General features: G+C 62.3%; 23 protein-coding genes and 1 other RNA gene. 7 read left to right on the forward strand and 17 right to left on the reverse strand.

Annotation, left to right across the window (positions count from 1 at the left end):
• Positions 1 to 6: 6 nt before the first annotated feature.
• Both PATSB16_RS15590 and PATSB16_RS15595 read right to left on the reverse strand, forming a co-directional pair.
• Positions 7 to 423 (reverse strand): guanyl-specific ribonuclease, encoded by a 417-nt coding sequence (locus PATSB16_RS15590; protein WP_047214993.1) that lies wholly within the window; start codon positions 421 to 423, stop codon positions 7 to 9.
• 241 nt (positions 424 to 664) lie between these two features.
• On the reverse strand, positions 665 to 2,962 hold the full coding sequence (locus PATSB16_RS15595) for an NADP-dependent malic enzyme (RefSeq protein WP_169834625.1): 2,298 nt from the start codon (positions 2,960 to 2,962) through the stop codon (positions 665 to 667).
• Between the two features lie 244 nt (positions 2,963 to 3,206).
• Here PATSB16_RS15595 and thiL point away from each other — a divergent pair, with 244 nt between their 5' ends.
• The 3 genes from thiL to PATSB16_RS15610 are packed head-to-tail and all read left to right on the forward strand — an operon-like array spanning position 3,207 to position 5,254.
• Positions 3,207 to 4,181: a thiamine-phosphate kinase gene (thiL, locus tag PATSB16_RS15600; protein ID WP_047216655.1), complete on the forward strand. Its 975-nt coding sequence runs from the start codon at positions 3,207 to 3,209 to the stop codon at positions 4,179 to 4,181.
• Complete coding sequence (locus tag PATSB16_RS15605) at positions 4,178 to 4,729, forward strand: phosphatidylglycerophosphatase A family protein (RefSeq protein WP_047214995.1); 552 nt, start codon at positions 4,178 to 4,180, stop codon at positions 4,727 to 4,729. Before thiL ends, PATSB16_RS15605 begins: the two co-directional genes overlap by 4 nt.
• Before the next feature lie 27 nt (positions 4,730 to 4,756).
• Positions 4,757 to 5,254, forward strand: a complete 498-nt coding sequence (locus PATSB16_RS15610) for a CinA family protein (protein ID WP_047214996.1) — start codon at positions 4,757 to 4,759, stop codon at positions 5,252 to 5,254.
• Positions 5,255 to 5,280: 26 nt separating this feature from the next.
• Here the strand turns inward: PATSB16_RS15610 and pyrF are convergent, their stop codons facing one another.
• A complete protein-coding gene (gene pyrF / locus PATSB16_RS15615) occupies positions 5,281 to 6,108 on the reverse strand; it encodes an orotidine-5'-phosphate decarboxylase (protein ID WP_047214997.1) in 828 nt (275 codons plus the stop codon).
• 236 nt (positions 6,109 to 6,344) lie between these two features.
• On the opposite strand from pyrF, the gene PATSB16_RS15620 reads away from it, so the two are divergent.
• A complete protein-coding gene (locus tag PATSB16_RS15620) occupies positions 6,345 to 7,199 on the forward strand; it encodes a mechanosensitive ion channel family protein (RefSeq protein ID WP_052892714.1) in 855 nt (284 codons plus the stop codon).
• A gap of 3 nt (positions 7,200 to 7,202) precedes the next feature.
• On the opposite strand, the gene mtgA is transcribed toward PATSB16_RS15620, so the two are convergent.
• From mtgA to tyrS, 8 genes are all read right to left on the reverse strand, one after another.
• On the reverse strand, positions 7,203 to 7,931 hold the full coding sequence (gene mtgA, locus PATSB16_RS15625) for a monofunctional biosynthetic peptidoglycan transglycosylase (RefSeq protein ID WP_072628666.1): 729 nt from the start codon (positions 7,929 to 7,931) through the stop codon (positions 7,203 to 7,205).
• Positions 7,928 to 8,824: a shikimate dehydrogenase gene (aroE, locus tag PATSB16_RS15630; RefSeq protein ID WP_047214999.1), complete on the reverse strand. Its 897-nt coding sequence runs from the start codon at positions 8,822 to 8,824 to the stop codon at positions 7,928 to 7,930. Before aroE ends, mtgA begins: the two co-directional genes overlap by 4 nt.
• A gap of 121 nt (positions 8,825 to 8,945) precedes the next feature.
• Positions 8,946 to 9,890, reverse strand: coding sequence for an energy transducer TonB family protein (locus PATSB16_RS15635; RefSeq protein ID WP_052892715.1), 945 nt, complete (start codon positions 9,888 to 9,890; stop codon positions 8,946 to 8,948).
• Between the two features lie 9 nt (positions 9,891 to 9,899).
• Entirely contained in the window at positions 9,900 to 11,972 is a 2,073-nt protein-coding gene (locus PATSB16_RS15640; protein WP_047215000.1) for a ribonuclease catalytic domain-containing protein, read from the reverse strand.
• A 46-nt stretch (positions 11,973 to 12,018) separates the two neighbouring features.
• Positions 12,019 to 12,714 (reverse strand): histidine phosphatase family protein, encoded by a 696-nt coding sequence (locus PATSB16_RS15645; RefSeq protein ID WP_047215001.1) that lies wholly within the window; start codon positions 12,712 to 12,714, stop codon positions 12,019 to 12,021.
• Between the two features lie 67 nt (positions 12,715 to 12,781).
• Positions 12,782 to 13,408 carry a YbhB/YbcL family Raf kinase inhibitor-like protein gene (locus tag PATSB16_RS15650; protein WP_047215002.1) on the reverse strand — a complete coding sequence of 209 codons (627 nt, stop codon included), beginning with the start codon at positions 13,406 to 13,408 and terminating at the stop codon, positions 12,782 to 12,784.
• Positions 13,409 to 13,601: 193 nt separating this feature from the next.
• Entirely contained in the window at positions 13,602 to 14,060 is a 459-nt protein-coding gene (gene dtd / locus PATSB16_RS15655) for a D-aminoacyl-tRNA deacylase (RefSeq protein WP_047215003.1), read from the reverse strand.
• Positions 14,057 to 15,310: a tyrosine--tRNA ligase gene (tyrS, locus tag PATSB16_RS15660; RefSeq protein ID WP_047215004.1), complete on the reverse strand. Its 1,254-nt coding sequence runs from the start codon at positions 15,308 to 15,310 to the stop codon at positions 14,057 to 14,059. Before tyrS ends, dtd begins: the two co-directional genes overlap by 4 nt.
• Positions 15,311 to 15,452: 142 nt before the next feature.
• On the opposite strand from tyrS, the gene PATSB16_RS15665 reads away from it, so the two are divergent.
• Positions 15,453 to 16,823: a M23 family metallopeptidase gene (locus tag PATSB16_RS15665; protein ID WP_047215005.1), complete on the forward strand. Its 1,371-nt coding sequence runs from the start codon at positions 15,453 to 15,455 to the stop codon at positions 16,821 to 16,823.
• Positions 16,824 to 16,825: 2 nt separating this feature from the next.
• Positions 16,826 to 18,004 carry an anhydro-N-acetylmuramic acid kinase gene (locus PATSB16_RS15670; protein WP_047215006.1) on the forward strand — a complete coding sequence of 393 codons (1,179 nt, stop codon included), beginning with the start codon at positions 16,826 to 16,828 and terminating at the stop codon, positions 18,002 to 18,004.
• Between the two features lie 73 nt (positions 18,005 to 18,077).
• Here the strand turns inward: PATSB16_RS15670 and erpA are convergent, their stop codons facing one another.
• The 3 genes from erpA to rplM all read right to left on the reverse strand — a co-directional run bounded on the left by erpA (position 18,078) and on the right by rplM (position 19,454).
• Positions 18,078 to 18,443, reverse strand: a complete 366-nt coding sequence (gene erpA, locus PATSB16_RS15675) for an iron-sulfur cluster insertion protein ErpA (protein ID WP_047215007.1) — start codon at positions 18,441 to 18,443, stop codon at positions 18,078 to 18,080.
• 179 nt (positions 18,444 to 18,622) lie between these two features.
• Positions 18,623 to 19,015, reverse strand: coding sequence for a 30S ribosomal protein S9 (gene rpsI / locus PATSB16_RS15680; RefSeq protein WP_047215008.1), 393 nt, complete (start codon positions 19,013 to 19,015; stop codon positions 18,623 to 18,625).
• 10 nt (positions 19,016 to 19,025) lie between these two features.
• Positions 19,026 to 19,454 carry a 50S ribosomal protein L13 gene (gene rplM, locus PATSB16_RS15685; protein ID WP_047215009.1) on the reverse strand — a complete coding sequence of 143 codons (429 nt, stop codon included), beginning with the start codon at positions 19,452 to 19,454 and terminating at the stop codon, positions 19,026 to 19,028.
• Positions 19,455 to 20,056: 602 nt separating this feature from the next.
• Between rplM and PATSB16_RS15690 the strand changes: the two genes are divergently transcribed.
• A complete protein-coding gene (locus tag PATSB16_RS15690; RefSeq protein ID WP_047215010.1) occupies positions 20,057 to 20,479 on the forward strand; it encodes an OsmC family protein in 423 nt (140 codons plus the stop codon).
• 23 nt (positions 20,480 to 20,502) lie between these two features.
• Here the strand turns inward: PATSB16_RS15690 and rnpB are convergent.
• The 3 genes from rnpB to pyrC all read right to left on the reverse strand — a co-directional run bounded on the left by rnpB (position 20,503) and on the right by pyrC (position 22,788).
• Positions 20,503 to 20,912, reverse strand: an RNA gene (gene rnpB / locus PATSB16_RS15695) — RNase P RNA component class A.
• Positions 20,913 to 20,923: 11 nt separating this feature from the next.
• Positions 20,924 to 21,754 (reverse strand): DUF3025 domain-containing protein, encoded by an 831-nt coding sequence (locus PATSB16_RS15700; RefSeq protein WP_047216659.1) that lies wholly within the window; start codon positions 21,752 to 21,754, stop codon positions 20,924 to 20,926.
• Entirely contained in the window at positions 21,751 to 22,788 is a 1,038-nt protein-coding gene (gene pyrC / locus PATSB16_RS15705) for a dihydroorotase (RefSeq protein WP_047215011.1), read from the reverse strand. Before pyrC ends, PATSB16_RS15700 begins: the two co-directional genes overlap by 4 nt.
• Positions 22,789 to 22,804 lie beyond the last annotated feature (16 nt).

Raw genomic sequence — 22,804 nt, forward strand, 5'->3', positions numbered from 1 at the left:
CTGCTGTCATTCCTCGATAAATTGGAAACTGTTGTAGTGGTCGCCAGTGTAGTAACAATTCCGCGCGGCGCGCTGGTCGCCGCCGCAAACGATGCGCCTGGCGCCACGATTGTGCGCGCCTCGCGTCGGGACGGTGTACTCGTGGTAATACCCTCGAGGCCGCCTGGGCAGTCGCTTCTCGTAATTGCCGAATACCACGCCGTCCTTGGCATACGGAAACGGGCCACCGCGGCGAATCGTCGCAAGCGTTCGCTGCGCAGCGCGGGGCAATTGACTCTCGGCGACAGTGCCCAGATGACCCGTCATCGCCGGTTCGGCCCACGCCCTCGGTGCACGGGCTTGCGCGTCGGCCATGCCAAACGCAAGGCTCGCCGCGACTCCCAATGCCAACAACCCGCGATAGAGCCACCGGCCTGATTTCATATTTTGCAATGCGCTGCGGCGAATGCTGAGTGATTTCGCCTGATTGGGTGAAGGTGCAAGGGTATCGCTATATGAACCGATAATCAATGTCGGTTTACATTTTGAAATCATTCCCTGCACCCGCAAGCGAATGCAATCTAACTATCAATGATAGTGTGTGCTCACACTCATTTTTCAAGGATCGCCAATGAAAACGCCGGCTCGAGGCCGGCGTTTTCGATCTCACGTCAATGTTGATCGATTATCTATGCTGCGCCGCAGCATCCGCGACGACCAGCGCGACCATATTGATGATCCGCCGAACCGTGGCAGATTCGGTCAAAATGTGCACCGGTTTGGCCGCACCCAACAAAATCGGCCCGATAGCGACGTTATTGCCCGCCGCAGTCTTCAGCAAATTGTAGGCAATGTTGGCCGCATCGATATTCGGCAGCACCAGCAGGTTTGCCTGGCCATGCAGGGTCGAATCCGGCATGATCCTGGCGCGCAGCGCGGGGTCAAGGGCGCAATCACCATGCATTTCACCGTCGACTTCCAACTCGGGCGCCCGTTCGTGCAGGATCGCCAGCGTTTCCCGCAACTTGGATGCGCTCGGCGCATCGCTGGTCCCGAAATTCGAGTGAGACACCAGCGCTACCTTGGGCTCGATACCAAAACGCCGAATTTCTTCGGCCGCCATCAGCGTGATTTCGGCCAGGTCCGCGGCATTGGGGTCCTGGTTAATATGCGTGTCGACAAGGAAAATTTGCCGATCGGGCAACACCAGCGCATTCATGGCGCCATAGACTTTCCCGCCTGGGCGCTTGCCGATCACCCGATCGATGAAATGCAAGTGGCGGCCCGGCGTGCTGACCGTGCCGCAAATCATGCCGTCGGCCTCGCCCTTGGAGAGCAGCATCGCGCCGATCAGCGTGGTACGCCGGCGCATTTCGACGCGGGCATAGGAAGACGTCACGCCCTTGCGTGCCGTCAGGCGATGATAGGTCTCCCAGTAATCGCGATAGCGCTCGTCGTGCTCCGGGTTGACAACGGTATAGTCGACGCCCTCGTGCAGACGCAGGCCATAGCGTTCGATGCGCTTTTCGATCACGGCGGGCCGCCCGATCAGAATCGGCTTGGCGATACGCTCGTCGATCACGATCTGCACGGCGCGCAGCACGCGCTCTTCCTCGCCCTCGCAGAACACAATGCGCTTTTGCTCGGGCGGCGTCTGGCGTGCGACCGCAAACAACGGCTTCATCAGCGAGCCGCTCTGATAAACAAACTGCTGAAGCTGCTGCGCATAAGCGTCCATGTCCGCCAACGGGCGAGTCGCCACACCGGCATCCATGGCGGCCTGGGCAACCGCCGGCGCGACCTTGACGATCAAACGCGGATCGAAAGGCTTCGGAATCAGGTATTCGGGGCCGAACGAGAGGTTCTCGATGCCGTATGCGGTGGCGACGATGTCGCTTTGCTCCTGCCGCGCCAGCTCGGCCAGCGCATTGACCGCGGCGATTTCCATCGACCGGGTAATAGTGGTCGCACCGACGTCGAGGGCGCCGCGGAAAATAAACGGAAAGCAAAGGACGTTGTTGACCTGGTTCGGATAGTCGGTGCGGCCGGTCGCCATGATCGCATCCGGCCGGGCCGCTTTCGCCACTTCCGGAGCGATTTCCGGATTGGGGTTGGCCAGCGCGAAAATCAGCGGGGACGGCGCCATTTCCTTGACCATCTCGGGCTTGAGCACGCCGGCGGCCGACAGGCCGAGAAACACGTCCGCGCCGCCGATCACGTCGCCGAGCTTGCGAGCATCGGTTTGTTGGGCGAACCGCGATTTTTCCTCGTCCATCAATTCGGTGCGGCCTTCATAGACAACCCCGACGATATCCGACACCCAGATATTCTTCAGCGGCAAACCGATATCGACCAGCAGATCCAGGCAGGCCAGAGCCGCGGCACCGGCGCCGGAGCACACCAGTTTGACCTCGCTGATATCCTTGCCGACGACCTTCAGGCCATTCAACACGGCTGCGGCAACGACGATGGCCGTGCCATGCTGGTCATCGTGGAACACCGGGATTTTCATGCGCTCGCGCAGTTTGCGCTCGACGATAAAGCATTCCGGGGCCTTGATATCCTCGAGATTGATCGCGCCGAAAGTCGGTTCCAGGGCCGCAATGATGTCAACCAGCTTTTCGGGGTCTTTCTCATTGATTTCGATATCGAACACGTCGATATTGGCGAACTTCTTGAACAGCACTCCCTTGCCTTCCATGACCGGCTTGGACGCCAGCGGCCCGATGTCGCCCAGCCCCAGGACAGCCGTGCCGTTGGTGACGACACCCACCAGATGGCCACGTGCGGTGTAGCGCGCAGCGTTGACCGGGTCCGCGACGATCTCCTCGCATGCCGCCGCCACCCCGGGCGAATACGCCAGCGCCAGATCGCGCTGGTTCACCAATTGCTTGGTTGGCGCGATCGCGATCTTTCCGGGGGTGGGAAATTCGTGGTATTCGAGCGCGGCATCGCGCAGTTTTTTGTCAATAGGTGTGGACATGAAAGCAGCCTGCATTCAATAAGAAAAAACTACCCTGGCCGCATTGTATCGCCAATCTACCCCGCGATTTACCGCAAAAAAGGATAAGGCGAAGAACTTTTTAGGGCGGAAACCCGCTTGACAGCATGCTTGGATATCACATGTACGGCCCCGAATGTGACAAATCGACGTCCCTCGGACGTTACCCATCGATATGGGGTGGCGACGGATTTACAATATCGCCTTACAACAAGCCATCCAGATCGTGCTGACCGAATTCACCCTCATCGAGCGCTATTTCGCGCATGCGACCCCCGCCGCCGGCCATGTGCGACTGGGCGTCGGCGACGATTGCGCGCTGATAGCGCCGCCCGCCGGCAGCCTCCTGGCGGTATCCACCGACATGCTGGTCGAGGGGCGCCACTTCTTCGCCGATATGGCGCCACGCGCGCTCGGTCACAAAACGCTGGCAGTCAATTTGTCCGATCTGGCAGCCATGGGCGCCCGCCCGCTGGGCTTTACGCTGGCGCTGGCGTTGCCCGAGGCAGATCCTGACTGGCTGGCGCCGTTCAGCGAGGGGCTGGCCGCGTTGGCCAACCGGTATGCATGCCCGCTGATCGGCGGCGACACCACCCGGGGCCCGCGCAATCTGTGCGTCACCGTTTTCGGCGAAGTTCCCGATCAACAGGCCCTGCGCCGCGACGCCGCCGTGGCTGGCGACGATATATGGGTGTCCGGCGCGCTCGGCGATGCGCGTCTCGCACTGGGCGCGCTGCGTGACGAATGGGCGCTGTCCGATGAAGCATTGGCTGACAGCCGTCGCGCGCTCGAGTGGCCCGAACCTCGCATCCAACTTGGCATGGCTTTGCGCGGCATCGCTCACGCCGCGCTCGACATCTCGGACGGCCTGCTCGGCGATCTTCGCCATATACTGGAGCGCTCGCATGTCGCGGCGTGCGTGAATGTCGACGCCGTGCCGCACTCTCCCTGGCTCGCCGCTCAAAGCGAAGCGGTCCGCCGCACCTGCGCGTTGGCCGGCGGGGATGATTACGAGTTGTGCTTTACGGCACCGGCCGCCGCGCGTGCGGCGCTCGACGAGATCGCCCAGAGCCTTGCACTGCCGCTGACGCGCATTGGCGCCATCGTGCCGCTCGAGCGCCCCGGCAGCGCCCTGACCCTGCATGACAACGCCGGACAACCGGTTTCCCTCGCATTCCAGAGCTTCGATCATTTTCGATGAATTCCGCTCCTTCTCCCGACCAGCCCAATCCGCCGCACGGCAAACCGCTGCCAGGCAGCGCCCCGGCACGACGGCCGATCACCGTGGGTTTCATGCTCTCCCACCCGGCCCACTTCATCGCGCTGGGCTTCGGCAGCGGTCTGTCGCCGATGGGCCCCGGAACGGTCGGCACATTGTTTGGCTGGGCGTCCTACCTGGTATTGAGTCTTTACCTCTCCGTGTCGGATTGGGCCGTGCTGCTTGCGTTGAGCATCGTCGGCGGAGTCTGGATATGTGGCCGCACCGCCCGCGCGCTGGGTGTTTCCGACCCTGGTTCGGTGGTATGGGATGAAATCGTCGCCTTCTGGCTGGTATTGCTGGTGGTGACTCCGGCATCGTTTTGGGGACAATGCGTCGCGTTTTTGCTATTCCGCTTCTTCGACGCAGTCAAGCCGCCGCCGGTGCGCTATTTCGACCGCACCGTCAAGGGCGGCTTGGGTATCATGCTGGACGATCTGGTCGCCGCTTTTTGCACTTTGCTGGTGATCGCCCTGTGGCATGCCCTTTGAAGGGTGCCGCGCACGTAACGAAGCAGCATGACAAATACTTTATTGCATCAACTGGCGGTCAAGGCCGGCAATCGTCTGCGCGAGGAGCGCCTGCTGCTGGCCACGGCCGAGTCCTGTACCGGCGGCATGGTGGCGGCGGCAATGACCGACATCTCCGGCAGCAGCAATTGGTTCGAACGGGGATTCGTTACCTATTCCAATCAAGCCAAGATCGACATGATCGGCGTTCCGGCTGAACTCATCGACAAGCACGGCGCGGTCAGTGAGCAGGTCGCGCGTGCCATGGCGGAGGGCGCGCTGCGAAACAGCCGCGCGCAATTGTCGCTGGCGATTACCGGCGTTGCCGGACCGGGCGGCGGCACCGCCGAAAAGCCCGTAGGAATGGTGTGTTTTGCCTGGACCAACCGTCTAACGACGGTCGTTGAGACGCAGCATTTCAAGGGCGACCGGGCCCAGGTACGCAATCAGGCGGCGCAGCACGCCTTGCGCGGCCTGCTCAAGCTGATCGACACCGCCGAGGCATAGCCCGCCGCCGCATCCCGGCAGCGCCGTTACCGGGGCGCCGAGCGGTGCTCGTTGATGGCATCCCGGGTTTGGCAAGCCGCCTGCGCGGCCGCCTGCCCAAAATCTTCGCCGCTGCCAGCGTAGATAATGGCGCGCGACGAATTGATCATCATGCCGCTGCCGTCGGCCGTGCGGCCTGCCGTGACGGTCGCCGCCACGTCCCCGCCCTGAGCGCCGATCCCCGGAATCAGCAGCGGCATATCGCCGACGATCGCGCGCACCGCCGCGATTTCGTTCGGGAACGTCGCGCCGACCACCAGACCGATCTGGCCGCTGGTGTTCCAGGGACCGGCTGCCAGCCGCGCGACGACCTCATACAGCGGCTGGCCGTCGGCCGTGCGCAGGAACTGAAGGTCGCTGCCCCCCGGATTCGAGGTGCGGCACAACACGATCACGCCCTTGTTCCCGTATCCGAGGTAGGGCGCAATCGAGTCGAAACCCATGTACGGGTTGACCGTGACCGCATCGGCCTGATACCGCTCGAATGCTTCTTTGGCATATTGTTCGGCGGTGCTGCCGATGTCGCCCCGTTTGGCATCGAGCACTACCGGCAGGCCAGGATGGTGCTCGTGAATGTGGGCAATCAGCCGCTCCAGTTGAATTTCGGCGCGCTGCGCAGAAAAATAGGCGATCTGCGGCTTGAACGCACAGGCATAGGGTGCGGTTGCATCGACGATGGTCCGGCAAAACTCGAAGATCGCATCGGGATTGCCCCGCAGATGCGCCGGCAGTCGTGACGGCTCCGGATCGAGCCCCACACACAGCAGAGAGTCTCGTTCATGCCAGGCGGCACGCAGTTGATCGATGAATGTCATGGTGGTTGCGCGATGAAAACGTGCGCCATTTTAACTCACCGCATCCGAGGGCAGCTCCGTTCCTCGCGACGCTCGGCGAGACTGCCGCGATGCGGCGCAGGCGGGTCACCCAAGAACAGCGCCAGCCGTTTATTGGCATAGCTAATCATTGGTTTGTGCTAGATTGTTGGGCAAACCTGTTGGCAATGCGCCGCCGGATATCTCTGGACAGAACATTCAATAGGAGCAAAAAACCCATGAATCACGCATCCCTCGCCGCCGCAACAGACGCGCTCTGGACTGCCGCGGCACAAAACGCTTTGCATTATGGTGTCACGGCAATCCAGGCAATCGTGATCCTGCTGTTGGGCTGGTGGCTTTCCAACCTTCTGACACGCATCGTCAGACGCGCGCTGGACCGCTCGCCCCAGTTCGACAAGACGCTCAAGCCTCTGACCTATTCGGTCGTGCAATGGTCGGTGCGAGGTATCACGATCGTCGCTGTTCTGGCGCAGTTCGGAGTCCAGACAGCCAGCATCATTGCCGTGCTGGGTGCCGCCGGCCTGGCCATCGGCCTGGCGCTGCAAGGCACGCTGCAGAACATCGCAGCCGGCACAATGCTGTTGGTGCTGCGGCCTTTCAAGATCGGCGACTATATTTCGGCAGGCAGCAGCATCGGCGGGACGGTCGAAGAGATCGGCCTGTTCACCTCGACACTTACCACGGCCGATGGCGTATACATGTCGGTGCCCAACAACCAGATCTGGGGCAGCGCGATCACCAATTACAGCCGCAATTCACGCAGACGCATGGACATCACCGTGAATATCGACCTGCGCGACGATCTGGACAGCGCCATCGCGGCATTGAGCTCGCTGACTGCCACGCACGAACACGTGTTGCGCGACCCCGCGCCGGAAGTCATGGTCAAGGAGATACACGAACAGGCCGTCGTCATCAACGTGCGGCTGTGGACCTTGAGCGAATACTATTGGGCGGTGTATTGGGAGCTGCAACGCGGGGTGAAGAAAACCGTCGAGGCCGCGGGCTGCTCGCTGCCATATCCGACCCGCACGATTGTCATGACACCGGCGCCCACCACGCCGCAGTGATCGCTAGGGCGGCAACTCGGCCGCGCCCATGCGGCGCGCAATGACGCGCGTTCGACGCGCCAGATATGCGGAGTTGCGGTGCGCATCGTAATAGCGCGGACGCGGCAGCATGACAGCGAGGCGAGCCGCCTGCCAGGGTGTCAGTTGCGCGGCCGACACGTGGTAGTAGTGCTCGGCCGCAGCCTGCGCACCAAAAATACCCTCGCCCCATTCGACCGAATTCAGATAGATTTCGAAGATGCGCTCTTTGCTCATCCAGAATTCGAGCATCCAGGTAATGCACAATTCCTCGGCCTTGCGAATGTAGCTGCGCTCACCCGATAGGAAGAGGTTCTTCGCAAGCTGCTGGGTGATGGTCGAGCCGCCCGCCACGATATGACCTCTTTTCTCGTTCTTCTCCCAGGCATTGAGCATCGCATCGATTTCAAAACCATTGTTATTGACGAAATCGGCGTCCTCGCTGGCAATGATGGCCCGCTTCAGATTGCGGGATATTCGATCGTAAGGCATCCAGACACGCTCGATGCGTGCCTGCGGATCGGTCTGGCGAAGTCTGTCCTGGGCCGCACGCATGAACGCCGTCGAACCCGGATTGAAATGCGTCCACCAGGCGATCTGCAAAAAGTAGTAGCACTGCGTGGCCAACACGCCTGCCGCGAAAACCATCGCGACATAACCGCACCAGCGCCGCACACCCCAACGCGCATTCGACCCGCGCCTGCGGCTCGTCACTCGCCGCCCCCCGCCTGGGCATAGCGCTCGCGCAGCATTTTCAGCACCGGCGCGGTTTGCGGCCGCACGCCCCGCCAGCGAGCAAACGACTCCGCAGCCTGCTCGACCAGCATGCCCAGGCCATCGGCTGTGAGCGCCGCGCCATGCGCGCCGGCGAAGCGCAGGAATATCGTCGGTTGCTTGCCGTACATCATGTCGTAGGCCAGCGCATCGTGCCCGAACACATCGGCGGGCAATGGCGGCAAATCACCCTGCAGGCTGCTGGCCGTGCCGTTGATCACGACATCGAACCCGCCGGCAATGTCATGCCATGAGCCCGCCGCAAGCGTGACGCGGAGTGCCTGGGCTTGCGCACCGAAGTGCGCGGCCAGCGCCCGGGCCTTGTCGGGCGTCCGGTTGGCGATGAAAATTTCCGCCGGCCCGCTTTGCAGCAACGGCAGCAGCACACCGCGTGCGGCGCCGCCGGCACCCAGCAGCAGCACACGGCGGCCTCGCAGCGGCCGCGCCAGATTGACTTCGATATCGCGCACCAACCCTACCCCGTCGGTGTTGTCGCCCTCGATTTCCCCGCCTTCGAAACATAGCGTATTGACCGCCCCCGCGGCGCTGGCCCGCGGGCTCAAGCGCGTGGCCAGCGCATGCGCCTCGAGCTTGAAAGGCACGGTGACGTTGAGACCTTTGCCGCCTTGTGCGGCGAATTCGCGCACTGTCGCGACAAACCTGTCGAGCGGCGCCAACAGGCGCTCGTACACCAGGTGCTGGCCGGTCTGCGCGGCAAATTGCGCATGGATAAACGGCGATTGGCTATGTTCGACCGGATGGCCGATCACCGCGTAGCGATCGGGCTGCTCAGCGGCAGCATCGGCGATGTCCCCGTGATTTTCGCGTGTCATGTTAATCAGGCTTGAGCCGCATTTCGCGGCCGAGATCAAAAAGGGCTGCGCTGTGCCGTTTGGTGCCGCAACCCGACAGCGCTACAGTATACGCATCCTTGCGCCACCGGCGACGCGCAGTTCAGTGGGATGGGCCCTGAATCGCCTCCGCATGCACGCCGTGGTGGCTGAACGTCATGCGCGTCACGATCTGGAGGATGTCATAGCGCGCGCGCATGGCTTTGGTGAATTTGGCGAAGGGCGCGCTGGCCCGTACGATCGCGACCGCACGGCGATCCAGTTCGCGGTCGCCCGAACCGCGCTCTATCTCGACGCCGATCACATGGTAGCCATTGCGGTCATACCCCAGTTGGCCGTCCTGACTGACGTTGAGCGTCACGATCAACTGACCGTAGAGCCTGCGCCCGCCCGCTTCGGGAAAATGCTCGGTACCAAGACGTTCGATCTTGCGCCGCAACGCGTCGTAGTATTCCGCGTAGACGACTTCCCGCGTGTTGGCGGTGATTTGCCCGCGCTTGGGGCGCTCCTCATAGGCACGCACATTCTGCGCAATCACGGCTTGCAGCTTGGCAATCTGCTGATCGACCGCCCGCTCGTCCTTGCCGTTTTCGCGCTGCGCAGGCAACGTCCTGGGCCGCTGCTTCGAAAGCGAGCGCATCTGGGTCAACAACTGTTCCTGCAGAGTCTCCAGCGAACTGACCTGGTGCTCGGCCCGCGCGACGCGGCTGCCCGGCTGCTGCATATCGCGCGCGGGCAACGGAGTGGTCGCATGAACCTTGTCCTGCTCGCCGCCGCCGAGCAGGTTGGCTTGTGCGACCAGTTTGGCATTGACCGGTGCGTTATCCGATTTTGCGTTGACCAGCACGACGTCGAGCGGTGTATCGGTCGAGTGAAGCCGAAAGGCGTCGGGCGCGACAAAATGCACCGCCAAGACCAGTGCATGAACCAGCACGGAAAAACTCAATCCCGCCGCCAGCGGGTTTTCGCGAACCCACTTGCTAAATGCGACGAATTGCGTACGGGCATACGGAATGAGCGCGACCTGCGTGCGGCTAACGTGCTTCATGCGACATGCTCACCCACCGGTTCCATCGCCCCGGCTCGTCATTGCGTCGTTTTCATTGTCGGCGGACTCAGCCGCATCGCCCTCGGCAATATCGCGCTCGGCGTCGGCCGTGCCAACTTCGTCGCCCTCGTCGATACCGCCGGACTCATCCGTCTCGTCGTCGGAAGCTTCGGCGGTCACCGCGCCAGCGCCTTCGCCCAACACCTGTGCCAGGCGACAGGAGACGTCGAGCGTGACGTCGTCGACCGAGAGAATATCCAGCAATACCTGCGTGCCCCTGGCTTGCACGCCAAGCCCCGGCACAATCACGGTCAGCGGTATGTCGTTCAGGCGCACCAGATCGCCCTTGAGCACGCTTGCCTGAATCTGCCGCATATTTTCCTGCTGCAGCCAGCGCAGGCACCAGAACCTTTCCATGCGGGCCTGGTGCTCGCCGTAGGCGGCATGCGCCGCCTCGAAATTGGAAACGGTGGCATACAGGTCGGCATCTTTCGGCTTGAAGGGCGCGGCGAGCTTGGCGGTGACGCCATACTGCACGCAGGCGAGCAGCTGCCACTGGTTGACCAGGTCGACGTAGCGACGCAGCGGCGACGTGCTCCACGCATATTGCTCCACGCCCAGCCCCTCGTGAGGCGCCGGCGTGGTCTGCATGCGCGTGCGGTTCACGCCGTACGCGCGCTGCGCGCGGTAGATGCCGGGCACTCCGCATTCGGCCAGCAACCGTCCCCAGGTGCTGTTGGCCAGAATAGCCATTTCGGCAACGATCAGATCTAGCGGTGCGCCACGCCGACGCGGCAGGATCGTCACGTGTTCGCCATCGACATAAAAGCTGTAATCCGTCTTGTTTTGCACTTCCGGCTTGAGACCATAGCCCTCGCGGGCAGCCTGCCGCTTGCCATAAAGCGCTTGCGCAAGCGGCCATAGACGGGCGATCTGGTCTTTGTGCGGGTAGTCGCCGGTGCCGGCGGCCAGCGCCTCGGCCGTCACGATGTCGTCCAGCTCGTTATGACGCAAATTCGTGGCGATCGGCACCAATTCGGCGCGCGTCTCGGTGGCGATCACGTCGTAACTGGCGGCGTCGACGATCACATACAGCGACAACGCCGGGCGGGGAGCGCCCTCCTTGAGCGTGTACGCGTCGACCACGGCATCCGGCAACATGGTGATTTTGTCGCCCGGCACGTACACGGTGGACATGCGCTCGCGCGCGATCGCGTCGATCGGATCTCCGCGCACGATGCCAAGCCCCGGGGCCGCGATGTGAATGCCGATGCGCAATCTGCCGTCGGCCAGCGCCTGCACCGACAGCGCATCGTCGATCTCGGTGGTCGTGACGTCATCGATCGAAAATGCCGCCACGTCCGCCAGCGGCAGTTCGATGCCTGGTTGCGGCGGTTCTTCGATCGGTGGGAAAGCTGTGCCGCGCGGGAAGTACTCGAACAGGAAGCCCGCCTCGTGCAATGCCCGCGGCGATGCAATGCCGCCGCACGCGAGCAGTACTTTGGCGTGGGTCGTGCCCAGCGCGGCGGCAGCGGCGTCCAGCGCCTTCCACTCGATGGTGTTCTTGTCGGCCTTGAACAGCAGCTGCAGCTCCTTGCCGCGCAACGCATCCGGCAAGCGATGCGCGATCAGTTCGGCCTGATAATGCGCCTGCAGCTCCAGTTGCTGCTGCTTGCGGGCGAGGCCCGCCAAGGCCGCCTGCAACTGCTCTTGCGGCGCACGCTGATATTGCCCGCGGCCCCGACGCCGAAAGTACACCGGTGCGCCATGCATGCGCAACACCAGCGCGGCCTGCTGGACGGCCGACGCGCCGTCGCCGAAATACTCGGTCGCCAACGCAGCGAATGCAAACTCCTCGTCTGAAGCACACTCCCACAGAAACGGCAGATCGATCTCTTCGCCCAGCGTTTCGGCCTGATGCATAAACTCGGTTGGCGTCGGCGCCTCGAAGCGCAACAGCACGTCGCGCCCCTTGATCTTGCTGCGTCGCCCTCCCGGCAGCTCGACCTGGTACGACTCGGCCTGCTGGCTCAGGATCGTCCCCGCCTTGAAACTGCCGGATTCCTCAAAAAAAATATTCATGAAACTGCCATTGTCCGCAAGAGGCGCTATTGTAAACCCGTCGCACTCAAACGACGCGGGGATCGACCCGGTCGGCGACCGCGCTCTCGTTCAGCTCGTCGCGGGCATCGGTCTCGAGGTGGGCGACGTCGCCCCATTGCCCGATGCGGCGATTCTCGCCATCGACCTCGATACCGTTGATGCTGGCATTGAGTAGCGGATAGGTTCGTGGCGCGTCGAGCGGCAGGCCGACAGCCCACCGGTAGAGGCAGTCGAGCACGCCGCCGTGGGCCACGCAGGCGATGCGCGCGCCGGCATGGCGCTCCACCAGTTGCTCCACGCCATCGACGATGCGCCGATAGAAGGCACTCAGCGACTCGCCATCGGGCATCGCGTAATGAATGTCGCGGCTTTGCCAGCGCGCGTAGGGTTCAGGGTACGCGGCATGTATCTCATCGGCCGTCAGCCCCTCGAACGCGCCATAGGACCGTTCACGCAAACGCCCCGTTTGCATCACTGGCAAGCCGCAGACGTCGCCCAGTGGCGCTGCGGTCTGGGCCGCGCGCGACAGGTCGCTGCTGTACAGCACATCGATGCGGTCCGCACCAGCCGCCTGCTCTTGCTGAAATCGGTAAGCGAGTCGCGCCGCCTGCGCCAGCCCGACCTCGGACAACGGGATATCGAGATGCCCCTGGATGCGCTTGTCGCGATTCCAGGCGGTCTCGCCATGGCGAATCAGAATCAACGTTGTGGATGCTGGCATAACGGCAGAAAGTCGTTGGCGCGCCACCGACCGGGTTTGCCCGGACCGGATGGCGTGTCGGTGAGAGTTAAAGCAGGTTGGGATTGAGCGTATAGACGCCGGTCAGGTGAGCCTCGGCCAGCACATGGCCAGCCATTGCCTGGCGCACCTGCGCGCCGTCGAACCGCCCCTCGACCGGCAAGCGCTCGATATCCAGCGCGTACACGGTAAACACGTAATGATGCAGCAGCGTGTCGTTCCACGGCGGGCAGGGGCCGTCGTAACCGTAGTAATCGCCGGCCATGTCCGGGTCGTTGGCGAACCATCCGGTGTAATCGTTGATGCCGTGCCGCATATTGTGCAGCGCTTCGGGCCCGAACTTGCCGTGCGGCGTGATGCCATGACTGTGGCTGGTCGCGGCAATCTCACGAACGTCGGCGGGAATGTCGATCAGCACCCAGTGGAAGAAGTCCACGCGCGGCAAATCGGCCGGCACCGTGCGCCCCTCCTGGTTGACGTCGTCGCCCTTGCTGGGCACGTCGACGTCATGACAAATCACAACGAACGATTTGGCCCCCTCCGGCACATCGTTCCACGCCAGATGCGGGTTCTTGTTCTGTGACAATTTGACGTGCTGTTCCGGGTCAATGACGCCAAACGCGAATTCGCCGGGAATCGCGGCATTGTCGGCAAATGAATCACTCCAGATTTTCATACGGATCTCCTAAGGGAAAAGAGGGAGAATCGCGGCGCCTTTGCTATGGCAAAAGCGGTCGATCAGCGCTGACAAACTACGGAAATGGCGGCAGGACACAAGCCGCGACGCACGCGTCGGGCGCCCGGCTTTATCCAGGACACCCCGTATTGTGACGAAATTCTTGAGACTTGTCCGGGAACCGCGCGACAAGCTAGCCGTCCGAGCGCAACCAGAACGTGACAGGCCCGTCATTGACCAGGGCGACCTGCATATAAGCACCGAATTCACCCGTTTGCACGACCGGATGGCGCGCGCATGCCTGCGCGACGAAGTAATCGAACAAGCGTCGCCCCTCGTCTGGGGTTGCCGCGGGAGTGAAACTCGGTCGCGTGCCGCTGGTGGTATCGGCCGCGAGCGTGAATTGAGGCACCAGCAAAAGCCCGCCGGCCCGACCGGCGCCGTCGATATTCTGCACGCTCAGGTTCATCTTGCCCTGTGCGTCGGAAAATACGCGATAGGCGAGCAATTTGTTCAGCAATTTGTCGGCCACTGCCTGCGTGTCGCCGCGCTCGGCACAGACCAGCGCCAGCAGCCCGGGGCCGATTTCGCCGACGGTGCGCCCGTCGACGTCGACCTTGGCCTTCAATACCCGCTGTATCAGTGCAATCATGCGTCCGGCGTCAGCGTCACGCGCGCAAAACGCCGCTTGCCGACCTGCACGACGTAGGTCCCCGCATCGATTTTGAGGCCTTTGTCGGTCACCACGGTGCCATCGATGCGCACACCGCCCTGCTCGACATTGCGCAGCGCCTCGGACGTCGACGGCGCCAGTCCAGCCTGCTTGAGCAACTGCCCGACCGCCAGCGGCGCGCCGCCGAGCGACACCTCGGGGATGTCATCCGGCACACCGCCGCGCGCGCGCAGATTGAAATCTTCCAGCGCGCGCTCGGCGTCGCCAATGGAGTGAAAGCGCGCAACGATCTCCTGCGCCAGCAGCACCTTGATATCGCGCGGATTGCGGCCCTGATCGACGTCCCGCTGCATTTGCGCAATTTCCGCCAACGGGCGAAACGACAGCAACTCGTAATAACGCCACATCAATTCATCGGAGATGCTCATCAATTTGCCGAACATATCAGCCGGCTTCTCGCTGATACCAATGTAGTTGCCCTTGGATTTGGACATCTTCTCCACGCCGTCGAGCCCCTCGAGCAGCGGCATGGTAAGAATGCACTGCGGCTCCTGGCCGTACTGCTTCTGCAACTCCCGGCCGACCAGCAGATTGAACTTCTGATCGGTACCGCCCAGTTCGAGATCGGCCTTGAGCGCGACCGAATCGTAACCCTGCATCAGCGGATACAGAAACTCGTGAATGGCAATCGGAATGCCGCTTTGAAAGCGCTTGGTGAAGTCCTCGCGCTCGAGCATGCGCGCCATCGTGTAATGCGACGCCAGTTTGATCATGCCGTCGGCGCCAAGCGCCATCGACCACTCGCTGTTGTAGCGGATTTCCGTTTTGCTGCGATCGAGCACCAGCGCAGCCTGCTCGAAGTAGGTTTTCGCGTTGGTCTCGATTTGCTCGCGCGTGAGCGGCGGACGAGTACTGTTGCGGCCCGACGGGTCACCGATCAACGAGGTGAAATCGCCGATCAGGAAGATCACGGTGTGGCCAAGATCCTGCAACTGCCGCATCTTGTTGAGCACGACCGTGTGGCCGATATGAATGTCCGGGGCCGTCGGATCCAGGCCAAGCTTGATGCGCAAAGGTACGCCAGTCGCTTTGCTGCGGGCCAGCTTTTGCAGAAACTCTTCCTCGACCAGCAATTCGTCGCACCCGCGCTTGGCCACCGCTAATGCGTCACGTGTCGCGTCGGTCACCGGGTAGGCCGCAGGTTTTGCCGGTGTGTGTTCAATCGTCATAAAAATCGCCCGCACTGATTTGGGATTTACCTTACCGGCCCCGGCGGCGCCCCTTGTTACAATGCCGCCTGAACCTCGAGTTCGGGCCGCGCAAGGTGCGCTACCGAACGTTTTCTCTTTGAGTTGCGCAGAATTTTACGTGATGTGGCCAAAACTCCGTGATTTTTTTGCGCGCGAGCTGCTTATTCTGATCGACCCAACGCACGACCTGCATCGCCGCCGCAAGCGGCAGATCATCAGCGTCGTCGGGTCGGTGTTGACCCTGGGAATGGTGACCGCGTTCGGCATCGCCCCGATGGTGCCCGACGCCGCCTTGCGCGGGGATCGCGTACAAATGCCCATCGCCTTCCCCGACCTGACACCGCAGATTCGCCAGATCGACGCGCACGAGCAAACCTTCGTCAGCCAGGCCAGCCTGCAGCGGGGCGATACCGTCGATGGCCTGCTGCAACGCCTGTCGATCAACGATCCACAGGCCGAGCGGTTCATTCAGGCGGACCGCCACGCTCGGGCGCTGTTTCGCCTGCCGTCGGAGCAGTTGATCAGCGCCGTGACCGACGATGCGGGCAAGTTGCTCTCGCTCACGGCGATGCTCTCGTTCGACGCCGAGCAGTCGCGCGAGCTCAAGATCTCCCGCAACGCACAGAACAGGCTGGGCTCGAGGGTGAATGTGCTGCCCAACGAAACGCAATGGGATATGCGTTCAGGCACCATCGACGATAAGTTTTTCCGCGCCATGGACGACGCCGGCGTACCCGAGAGCGTCGTGGCGCAAATGGTGCGCATTTTCTCGGGCGTCGTGAATTTTCACAAGGACGTGCGCCGCGGCGACCGCTTCCGGCTGGTATTCGAGAACATCCAGCAGCAGGGCCGTACGGTCCGATACGGACGCGTGCTGGCAGTCGAGTTCGTCAATCGCGGCAAGACCTATCAGACCGTCTGGTATGCCGAGCCCGGCCAGGCATCGAACGGCACCTACTATACCTTCGACGGCAAGCACCTCAGGCAGGCCTTCTTGCGCACCCCGGTCGAATTTTCCCGCCTGACGTCCGGTTTCGGCACTCGCAACCACCCGCTTTTCCAGGACTGGCGGCAACACAACGGCGTCGACTTCGCCGCGCCGGTCGGCACGCGCGTGTTCGCCGCGGGCGACGGCACCGTGAGTTTCGTCGGCCAACAGAATGGCTACGGCAATATCGTCATGATCAAGCATGCCGGCGGCTATTCGACGCGCTATGCCCATCTGTCGGGATTCGCGCCTGGTGTGCGCGCCGGCCAGCGCGTCGCCCAGGGCGCGGTGATCGGCTTCGTCGGGCAAACTGGCTGGGCTACCGGGCCGCATCTTCACTACGAGTTGCGCTATCGTGGGCAGCCGCTCAATCCGTTCGCGACGTCGTTCGCCGCCGCCCCGCCGCTGGATGGCAAGCGCCTGGAGCGGTTCAACCTGTACACTACGCATTTGCTCAAGCGCATCGATCTCATGCGCACCGTGCACATCGCGCAAATCAGCTGACCATGCCAAACGCCGACGAGTCTTCTGCCCATCCACCCGCATCGTCCGACGTCGGGCCCTGGTACATCGGACTCATGTCGGGCACGAGCCTGGACGGCGTCGATGGCATCCTGGTGCGATTCGACGCCCGTACCGGCCGACAGCAGACCGGCGCCGAAGCCTACGTGCCGTTTCCGGAGACGCTGCGGGCTGAATTGCTGGCGCTACAGGCACCGGACGCGAACGAAATCCATCGAGAAGCGCTAGCCGCCAATCGGCTGGCGCAACTATACGCCGCGTGCTGCGGCCAGTTGCTTGAGCGAGCACAACTCACCGCGGGACAAATTCGGGCGATCGGGGTGCACGGCCAGACGATCCGGCATCGACCGGGGGAATTCGACGGCATTGGTTACACCCGTCAGATCAACCAGCCCGCGCTGCTGGCCGAACTGACCGGGATCGACGTCGTCGCGGACTTTCGTAGCCGCGATGTCGCCGCCGGCGGCCAGGGGGCTCCGCTGGTGCCGGCCTTTCATGCGTCGGTCTTCGGCAGCCCCAGCGAGACCCGGGTTATCTGCAACATCGGCGGCATCAGCAATCTGACGATCCTGCCGGCGGCCAGCGCGGGCGCCGCAGGACACGCCATCGGCTTCGACTGCGGCCCTGGCAACGCATTGCTCGACGGCTGGGCCATGCAGCACCTCGGCACCCCTTACGATGCGAACGGTCAGTGGGCCGCCACCGGCGAGGTCGCTCCGTCACTGCTCGCCGACTTGCTGGCCGATCCTTATTTTGTCGCACCGCCGCCCAAGAGCACCGGACGCGACTTGTTCAACGCAACCTGGTTGACCGGCAAATTATCCGCTTTCGGGGCAGTCGCACCGGCCGACGTGCAAGCCACCCTGCTCGCCCTGACCGTGCGCGGCATCGCTGACGCGACTCGGCGATACGCACCCGATTGCCGCACTCTTTTTGTTTGCGGCGGCGGCGCCCACAACACCAGCCTGATGGCGGCGTTGCGGCAAGACCTTGCGCCTTGCGCGATCGACACGACCGGCGCACTCGGTATTCCACCTCAGCAGGTCGAGGCACTGGCTTTCGCCTGGCTGGCGCAGCGCTGCGTCGAGCGGCAGCCCGGCAATTTGCCGCGGGTCACCGGCGCGTCGGGCCCGCGTGTGCTGGGCGCCATCTACCCCGCCTAGTGCGCCGCCTCGATACTCGGCGCCCATAAAAAAAGGACCCCGCGGGGTCCTCTCGATAGGCCGACAGCCGACTTCAGACGGAAAACGACGAGCCGCAACCGCATGTCGTCGTGGCTTGCGGATTCTTGATAACGAACTGTGCTCCGTTGATATCTTCCTTGTAATCGATTTCCGCGCCGACCAGGTATTGGTAGCTCATCGAATCGATCAGCAACTTCACACCGTTCTTGTCCATCACGGTGTCGTCTTCGTTGATATCCTCGTCAAAGGTAAAGCCATACTGGAAACCTGAGCAGCCGCCGCCTTGCACGAACACGCGCAGCTTCAGTCCAGGGTTACCTTCTTCGTCGATCAACTGTTTGACCTTGTCGGCCGCGCTGTCAGTGAACAGCAGCGGAGCGGGCATGTCGGTTACAGCGGTCTCTGCCAGAGCACTCATCAGCATTCTCCAAAAAACGTTTCGATCCTATTGTAGGCCTGATTCGAAGATCGTGCAGATACCCCTAAAGAATCAAGGCATTATCGGGATCGGCGGCAAACAGGCAGCCGCACCGCACCGTCGGGAAAAGAAAAAGCCGCACAAGGCGGCTTTTTCCAGGCGAACCAGCGCTCGCGCGATTAACGCTTCGAGAACTGTTTGCGCCGGCGTGCTTTGTGCAGACCGACTTTCTTACGCTCGACTTCACGCGCATCGCGGGTCACCAGGCCGGCGCCGGACAATGCGGGCTTGAGCGTCGCGTCGTAATCGATCAACGCACGGGTGATGCCGTGACGCACCGCGCCGGCTTGACCGGTCTCACCACCACCGGACACGTTGACTTTGATGTCGAACGTGGTGCCGTTGTTGGTCAGTTCGAGCGGCTGGCGCACGATCATCAGCGAGGTTTCGCGAGCGAAGTATTCGCTGATCGGCTTGCCGTTGACGACGATGTCGCCCTTGCCCGCCTTGATGAAGACGCGGGCCACGGCGCTTTTGCGGCGGCCGGTGCCGTAGTTCCAATTTCCAATCATGGCTGGCCCCTTAGATCTCGAGCGACTTCGGTTGTTGCGCTTCGTGCGGATGATTGCCGTCGGCGTAAACCTTCAGCTTCTTGATCATCGCATAGCCCAACGGACCTTTCGGCAGCATGCCCTTGACCGCTTTTTCCAGCGCACGGCCCGGGAAACGCTCTTGCATCTTGCCGAACGTCGTTTCGTAAATACCCCCCGGGTAGCCGGAGTGGCGATAGTATTTCTTGTCGGTGACCTTGGCGCCAGTCACTTTCAATTTCGCCGCGTTGACGATGATGATGTAATCGCCGGTATCAACGTGCGGGGTGAATTCAGGTTTATGCTTGCCGCGCAAACGGCGTGCCACTTCGCTGGCGACACGGCCGAGGACTTTGTCCGTCGCGTCAATCACGTACCATTCGCGCTTCACCTCATGCGGCTTTGCGGAAAACGTCTTCATGATCGATCCAAATTTGACCTGCCCAATCTTTTGTCTTCCTGCTTATTGGTTGCTGCAGGCTCTCCCAGTTCTTTTCCGCGGGCATTTCCGGAAAAGCCGTTGATTATACAGAAATTTGCTGCGACAAGGAAAACAAATGGGGCGCGGCGTGCAATTTCCGTCGGGACTTTGGAAACGGCCATAAAAAAACCCGAACCGCTAAGGGTTCGGGTTAAATCCACCAAAGGAGGAGGGTGGAGGAGACACCTGCCGATTGCGCTACTGCTGCAATCCATGAAAACCATTATAGGCACATCGTTTGTGCAATGCAAGAAATTTACACTGCGAAACACAAAATCACATTGTGAAATTTTGACCGTGCCAAATAAATTTCCCAATGCATTCAAATACTTAGAAAGTAATTTCAGAATCCTCCACTTATTTTTAGAGTCGTCGCTCTAACCGTCTTGGTGGATCTCGCAGGGAATATGCCGATACCCGCACCTATTGCATCGCAGCATAATGACTGCCAATCGTTGCGCTGGTGCGAGCCACGACACGTCCGACCAACATCACAAATCGTCTGTACAATTTTCATTTAAGCAGCAAAATCGGAGCAAGCAATGGAATGCAAGGTAAGTTGGCTGGGGCAGGACGGCATGGGGTTCGTGGCCGAAACCGGCAGCGGCCATATCGTCGCGATGGATGGCGCGCCGGAGGGCGGCGGGCATAACCTGGCCCCGCGTCCGATGGAAATGGTGCTGCTGGGTACGGGCGGCTGCACCGCCTACGACGTCGTCCTGATTCTGAAGAAGAGCCGCCAGGAGGTTCATGGCTGCAGCGTGGTGCTCAAGGCGGAGCGCGCGAGCGAGGATCCCAAGGTATTTACCAAGATCCATTTTCAATTTACCGTCACGGGCCGGAATCTGAATCCGGCGACGGTCGAGCGAGCGATCAAGCTGTCTCACGACAAATACTGCTCAGCTTCGATCATGCTGAGCAAGACGGCCGAATTGACTCACGGGTTCGATATCGTCGACGCCTGAGCCCGCGTCGCGCGAGCTTAAAGTGGCAGAGCCGGCCGATAAGCCGGATTCTGTGCCCGCGCCGAAGCGCGGTTGACAGTCATTCCTCTAGGCGGCGCATTGCTGCGCCGCTCAAGCTTCCTACCCGCAAGCTCACGTGAGCCCCGTTGTGTCCCGCATCGCACGAAGCCATGCGGGACGCGCTTGCCTATTTGGAATTGCTCCGGGTGGAGGTTACCGTGCCGTGTGCGTTGCCGCACGCCGCGGTGCGCTCTTACCGCACCGTTTCACCCTTACCTGAGCCGCCGGCTTGCGCCGGGCGGCCATCGGCGGTTTGTTTTCTGTGGCCCTGTTCCGCGTGTCGCCACGGATGGCCGTTAGCCATCACCCTGCTCTGTGGAGTCCGGACTTTCCTCCCCTTTCCGAAGAAAGCGGCGACTGTCTGGCCGACTCTGCGGGCGTAGTCTAGCACGCAGCGACGGTGCGGCGCCGGCCGGTGCGGAACACCGGCGTATCGGCGTAGAAACCGGCATCCTCATTGGCCGGCCACCAGCCGGGAATCCCCAACACGGGAAGCGGAGCGAACATCGCGCTGTGCAACGGCGAGTCTCGCAGGCTCGCCGCCACCCGTCGGTCGAGCTCGCCGATGCGCTCTGCCGGGGCAAGTGAAAAGAACTCGCCGTCGACCGGCACCACCCAGGCATGCGCGGTAATCGATTTATAAGGCCGCACCAGCTTTTCCAATAATGCGTGGCCGAATACCAGCGCCTCGCAGCATTGCCCCCAGTCGGCGCGCCGGCCAAGCATTAGATCGTGCCAATCGAAGCGTCGCAACGTGTCGGCCATCGTCATATCGCTACAGGCAAACAACACGGCATTCTCGTCGAAGAGCGTTGCCGCATCGCGGGCCCGCCCGCGCTCGGCGCCGATGCCGGCGCGCGCGATCTCCGCTGCCTGACGGGCGTTCAGGCATGCTTTGATGCGCGGAAAAGTCAACCAAATCAAAGCGTTGAAAAAGTCATGCGGGTTGATTCGCGTGGGCACTTCACCGCTCGCGTGGATGTGCGCCTCATAAGCGCATCCGGCCGGCAAGCTCGCTTGCGGCACGAATCGGATCGGCTTGCCGGCCGCGTTGCGCAGGCCGCGGCGGCCAGCCTCGAGATCAAGCGCCGCACGCCAATCGCCGGTGCCGGCGGCATATCGCCCGACCGTCGCGGTGGTGGAAAACCAGGGGCGAGCCCAGTCGATGGCAGCCAGCGCGGCGCCGACATCCGTCTGATCGGGCAAAGACGTCAAGCCCGCAACTTCCACGGCAGCACTTCGCCGCCTCGCAGCGGGACGACCGTCGCACCGTCGCCCAGCGGCAACTCCGCAGGTAACGTCCATGGTTCACGGACCAGCTCGATTTTGTCCGTATTGCGCGGCAACCCATAGAAATCAGGCCCGTGAAAACTGGCAAAGCCTTCGAGCTTGTCCAGCGCGCCAGCCGCCTCGAACGCCTCGGCGTAAAGCTCGACGGCGTGCAGCGCGGTGTAGCATCCGGCGCAGCCGCAGGCATGCTCTTTCAGGCCGCGCGGATGCGGAGCGCTGTCCGTGCCGAGGAAAAAACGCGGACTGCCGGAGGTCGCCGCCGACACCAATGCCTGGCGGTGCACCTCGCGCTTGAGCACCGGCAGGCAGTAATAATGCGGACGGATACCGCCGGTGAAGATGGCATTGCGGTTGTATAGCAGGTGATGAGCGGTGATGGTCGCGGCGATCGGCCCCTCGGCTTGCCGCACGTAGTCGGCGGCGTCGCGCGTGGTGATGTGCTCGAAAACCACCTTGAGCGCCGGAAACTGGCGCCGCAACGGCAACATCACCTGATCGATAAACACTTTCTCGCGATCGAAAATATCGATCGCCGAGTCGGTGACCTCGCCATGCATCAGCAGCGGCATGCCGACTTCCTGCATGGCCTCCAGCGTCCTGGCGCATTTGCCCAGATCGGTGACGCCAGCGTCGGAGTTGGTGGTCGCTCCGGCCGGGTAGAGCTTCACGCCATGCACGATGCCCGAGTCCCGCGCGCGCCGGATTTCGTCCGGCGGCGTATTGTCAGTCAGATACAGCGTCATCAGCGGCTCGAAAGCGCAGCCGGCGGGCAGCGCCGCCAGGATGCGCTCCCGGTATGCCTGCGCCTGGGCCGTGGTCGTCACCGGCGGCTTGAGGTTGGGCATGATGATGGCGCGGGCGAATTGACGGGCGCTGTCGGGCAGCACGCTGCGCAGCGTGGCGCCGTCGCGCACGTGCAAATGCCAGTCGTCGGGCCGCGTGAGAGTAAGCTGGGTCATGATCGGTACCAGTGAG

The organism is Pandoraea thiooxydans (genome assembly GCF_001931675.1).
Lineage (GTDB): Bacteria > Pseudomonadota > Gammaproteobacteria > Burkholderiales > Burkholderiaceae > Pandoraea > Pandoraea thiooxydans.

What these genes read in the sequence shown, in the direction of transcription:
- PATSB16_RS15590 (WP_047214993.1), bottom strand. Translation starts at nt 423, where the DNA reads ATGAAATCAGGCCGGTGGCTCTATCGCGGGTTGTTGGCATTGGGAGTC.
- PATSB16_RS15595 (WP_169834625.1), bottom strand. Translation starts at nt 2,962, where the DNA reads ATGTCCACACCTATTGACAAAAAACTGCGCGATGCCGCGCTCGAATAC.
- PATSB16_RS15605 (WP_047214995.1), top strand. Translation starts at nt 4,178, where the DNA reads ATGAATTCCGCTCCTTCTCCCGACCAGCCCAATCCGCCGCACGGCAAA.
- PATSB16_RS15610 (WP_047214996.1), top strand. Translation starts at nt 4,757, where the DNA reads ATGACAAATACTTTATTGCATCAACTGGCGGTCAAGGCCGGCAATCGT.
- pyrF (WP_047214997.1), bottom strand. Translation starts at nt 6,108, where the DNA reads ATGACATTCATCGATCAACTGCGTGCCGCCTGGCATGAACGAGACTCT.
- PATSB16_RS15620 (WP_052892714.1), top strand. Translation starts at nt 6,345, where the DNA reads ATGAATCACGCATCCCTCGCCGCCGCAACAGACGCGCTCTGGACTGCC.
- aroE (WP_047214999.1), bottom strand. Translation starts at nt 8,824, where the DNA reads ATGACACGCGAAAATCACGGGGACATCGCCGATGCTGCCGCTGAGCAG.
- PATSB16_RS15635 (WP_052892715.1), bottom strand. Translation starts at nt 9,890, where the DNA reads ATGAAGCACGTTAGCCGCACGCAGGTCGCGCTCATTCCGTATGCCCGT.
- PATSB16_RS15640 (WP_047215000.1), bottom strand. Translation starts at nt 11,972, where the DNA reads ATGAATATTTTTTTTGAGGAATCCGGCAGTTTCAAGGCGGGGACGATC.
- PATSB16_RS15645 (WP_047215001.1), bottom strand. Translation starts at nt 12,714, where the DNA reads ATGCCAGCATCCACAACGTTGATTCTGATTCGCCATGGCGAGACCGCC.
- PATSB16_RS15650 (WP_047215002.1), bottom strand. Translation starts at nt 13,408, where the DNA reads ATGAAAATCTGGAGTGATTCATTTGCCGACAATGCCGCGATTCCCGGC.
- dtd (WP_047215003.1), bottom strand. Translation starts at nt 14,060, where the DNA reads ATGATTGCACTGATACAGCGGGTATTGAAGGCCAAGGTCGACGTCGAC.
- tyrS (WP_047215004.1), bottom strand. Translation starts at nt 15,310, where the DNA reads ATGACGATTGAACACACACCGGCAAAACCTGCGGCCTACCCGGTGACC.
- PATSB16_RS15665 (WP_047215005.1), top strand. Translation starts at nt 15,453, where the DNA reads ATGTGGCCAAAACTCCGTGATTTTTTTGCGCGCGAGCTGCTTATTCTG.
- PATSB16_RS15670 (WP_047215006.1), top strand. Translation starts at nt 16,826, where the DNA reads ATGCCAAACGCCGACGAGTCTTCTGCCCATCCACCCGCATCGTCCGAC.
- erpA (WP_047215007.1), bottom strand. Translation starts at nt 18,443, where the DNA reads ATGAGTGCTCTGGCAGAGACCGCTGTAACCGACATGCCCGCTCCGCTG.
- rpsI (WP_047215008.1), bottom strand. Translation starts at nt 19,015, where the DNA reads ATGATTGGAAATTGGAACTACGGCACCGGCCGCCGCAAAAGCGCCGTG.
- rplM (WP_047215009.1), bottom strand. Translation starts at nt 19,454, where the DNA reads ATGAAGACGTTTTCCGCAAAGCCGCATGAGGTGAAGCGCGAATGGTAC.
- PATSB16_RS15690 (WP_047215010.1), top strand. Translation starts at nt 20,057, where the DNA reads ATGGAATGCAAGGTAAGTTGGCTGGGGCAGGACGGCATGGGGTTCGTG.
- pyrC (WP_047215011.1), bottom strand. Translation starts at nt 22,788, where the DNA reads ATGACCCAGCTTACTCTCACGCGGCCCGACGACTGGCATTTGCACGTG.